Origin of the sequence: Streptomyces glaucescens (genome assembly GCF_002154375.1) — a bacterium.
GTDB lineage: Bacteria > Actinomycetota > Actinomycetes > Streptomycetales > Streptomycetaceae > Streptomyces > Streptomyces glaucescens.
In genome coordinates, this window is record NZ_MUND01000086.1 from 1 (window position 1) to 2,740 (window position 2,740).

General features: G+C 69.3%; 5 protein-coding genes. All 5 read right to left on the reverse strand.

The annotated features are described in order from the left end of the window. Positions 1–52: 52 nt before the first annotated feature. Positions 53–235, reverse strand: a complete 183-nt coding sequence (locus CCN42_RS06615; protein WP_086733698.1) for a hypothetical protein — start codon at positions 233–235, stop codon at positions 53–55. Positions 236–374: 139 nt separating this feature from the next. Next, positions 375–797: a hypothetical protein gene (locus CCN42_RS06620; RefSeq protein WP_081241701.1), complete on the reverse strand. Its 423-nt coding sequence runs from the start codon at positions 795–797 to the stop codon at positions 375–377. Between the two features lie 134 nt (positions 798–931). Further along, a complete protein-coding gene (gene ssb, locus CCN42_RS06625) occupies positions 932–1,435 on the reverse strand; it encodes a single-stranded DNA-binding protein (protein WP_086733704.1) in 504 nt (167 codons plus the stop codon). A 13-nt stretch (positions 1,436–1,448) separates the two neighbouring features. Further along, positions 1,449–2,369: a helix-turn-helix domain-containing protein gene (locus CCN42_RS06630; RefSeq protein ID WP_086733700.1), complete on the reverse strand. Its 921-nt coding sequence runs from the start codon at positions 2,367–2,369 to the stop codon at positions 1,449–1,451. Then, the coding region (locus CCN42_RS06635) for a hypothetical protein (RefSeq protein WP_211294643.1) at positions 2,366–2,740 on the reverse strand (375 nt) is incomplete at its 5' end. The genes CCN42_RS06630 and CCN42_RS06635, both read right to left, overlap by 4 nt.

Here is a 2,740-nt window from a genome sequence, read left to right on the forward strand (position 1 = left end):
GGCCGCGCTGGGGGGTGCGCGGCCGGGGAGGGTCCTGGGGGCCGGAGGGCGGCTAGTGGCGCGTCACAGACAGCCTCAGCGACTCGCCGTGTGCCGGTCGCAGTTCGCGGCGCAGTTCCTGGCAGGTGTCGTCCACCTGGTTGGAGCGGACGGTCCGGTGGGCCAGCAGGTCGACGGTCTTCCCCTGCTCGACGCGGGTGGCCGTGATGGCGTAGAGGGTGGGGGTGTTGCTCATCGTGGGCTCCTACTGGCCGTAGTGGTCGGACGGATCGTCGGCGGGCCCGTCGCTGCTGGTGCAGGGGTCGCCGTGGATGCCGCGGGCGATCTCTTCGGGCGTGGCGTCGCAGTCGCAGGTACGCATGGTTCCCAGCCGGTCAGGCGGCCAGGGCCCGGAGCGGACGCAGGCTGCGCACGTACGCGGTGGCCTCGCCGACCATGCTCGGCACGGCGTCCTCCGTGTGGTCGCCGTACTGGTCGATGAGGATCCACTGGCCCGGCTTGTACGGGTCGGTCTGGTCGGGGTCGGTTTCGTCCGGGGTGGGGAGCCGGAACGTGTCGACCGCGAACTCGGCCGCGATGCTGGACGGCTGACGGGTGGCGACGACAAGCGCGCCGCGCACCCAGGTGGCGTCGAGGATCTGGGCGTCCGCGGGGGCGCCGATGGTGGCGAGGGCCTTCGATGCTGCGGCGATTGCGCGGTTGCGCTGCTCGATGTCGTACAACTCCTGGGCGCAGCCGGAGCAGGTGTTCATGAAGGGGCCGGCGTTGGGGTGGCGGCGGCAGGTCTGGAGTCGCATGGGTCCCCCAAGAGGATGGGTCGTTGTCGGCTTCACCAGACTACCCGCTTCAGCATTACATGGCAATGCTCATAGCGTCCGGGCATGGCAAAGGGGCCCAACCCGAAGGCCAGACCCCTCACACACCACCAAGATCAAAACGGCGGCTCGTCACCACCCCACCCGCCGGCCTGCCCCGTACCCGGCACACCCGACCCCCACGGATCCTCCCGACCCTCCCGCGACGACGCCTGCTTAGCCCGCTCATACTGCTGACCCCCCTGCCCCTGGCCCCCGGTCTTCGACACCTGGGCCGTCGCGTTGCGCAGGGACACGGCCACCTCGTCGGCCTCCAGCTCGTACACCGTCCGCTTGACGCCCTGCTTGTCCTCGTACGACCGCTGCGACAGCCGCCCCTGCACGATCACACGCATCCCACGCGCCAGCGTCTCCCCGCAGTTCTCCCCCTGCTGCCGCCACACCGACACCGGCAGGAACAGCGTCGGCCCATCCTCCCAAGCCTGCTTCTCCCGGTTGTACGTCCGCGGCGTCGACGCCACCGTGAACTTGCAGACCCCCGCACCCGAGGGCGTGAACCGCAGGGACACCTGCTCGTCCACCACATTGCCGATGATCGTCACGACCGTCTCTCCAGCCATCTTCATCCCCTTCTTAAGCCGCGTACTTACGGATCGTGCTCGTGTGGACGCCGTACTCGGCAGCGAGCACCTTCACGTCCTCACCATCGGCGCTTCTCTCCCAGACAGCGTCACGCTGCTCCGGAGTCAGGGCCGCGTTCGACGCCTGGAACCCCGCGGCCAGCGAGTCATCAGCGTGCCCGCACATGTACTCGCGCGACGCCTTCGACGGCTGCGTTTCCCGCCGGCCGCGAATCGGCCCACCAAACCGGGCGTACCGACGGCCGGTGACGATCGAACGGATCGTCTCCCGCGTCACCCCGTACGACATCGCGATCTCCCGGTCAGACACACCATCCGCCGACCGCTCCCGAATCGCGACGACGTCGGACTCGGTGAACGACCGCAGCCCCGGCTGCGCCAGCGAAGGAAACTCGCGACCGCTGCGCTGGTACTGCTTCCGCAGCTTGTTCACCCACTTCTCAGTCGTCTTCGCCTGCCAGCGGCGCAGCCGGTCGATTTCCGGCAGAGTCATCCCCGAGGCCACGCATTGCCTCACCGCCTCCAGGAACTCCGCGTCCGTGATCCGGTCCACGCGGTAGCCCTGCACGAACTTGGCGACCGCGACCTGGTCCACGAAGTCGTCGTCCAGCTCCTCGCAGGATTCGGGGACGAGGTCGCGTACCGAACGCTGCTCGGACCACGACGGGACAGTCAGCGCGCCGTGCTCGTTGTAGTCGAGCCAGCCCAACGCCTTTCCCACCGACTGGTCCGGATCGACCAGCCCGGCCAGGACAACGATCAGCGCGTTCTTCTGCGTCTCATCCAGCCCGGCCAGAACCTCGGCAACGTCTTCCGGGCCGCCGTCACCGTGGACAAGGACCGCAAGGTGCGCGGCATGCGGCAGCATCTGCTCAGCGAGATCACCACGCTGCTCCGGCGTCAGGGGGCTCATGCCGCGACCCCCTCAACGGTCGCCGCGTCGCCAGCGCGCCACGCATGCACGGCCTTGCCGATCGCGTCCTCCGACACCATCAGGTAGGCGGCCACATCACGCCTACCGAACCCCATACCGCGCAGCTGCTCCACAACCTCCCGGGACTCATCCCGGACCCGCTCCCACAGATACCGGCCGTCGCCCTCCTGCCGGGGACGGAGCACACCGCCCTTCCCGCCAGCCCACCACAGCGCCACACGCACCGTGACCGGCGACGCCAACAGCCCGTGCTTCCGCAACTCCCCGGCAACCAGATCCGCCGGCCAGTCCAGCACCGGCCGCAGCACGCCGGCCACCTCCGGGGACGCCAGCACGTGCGCCTGCCGCAG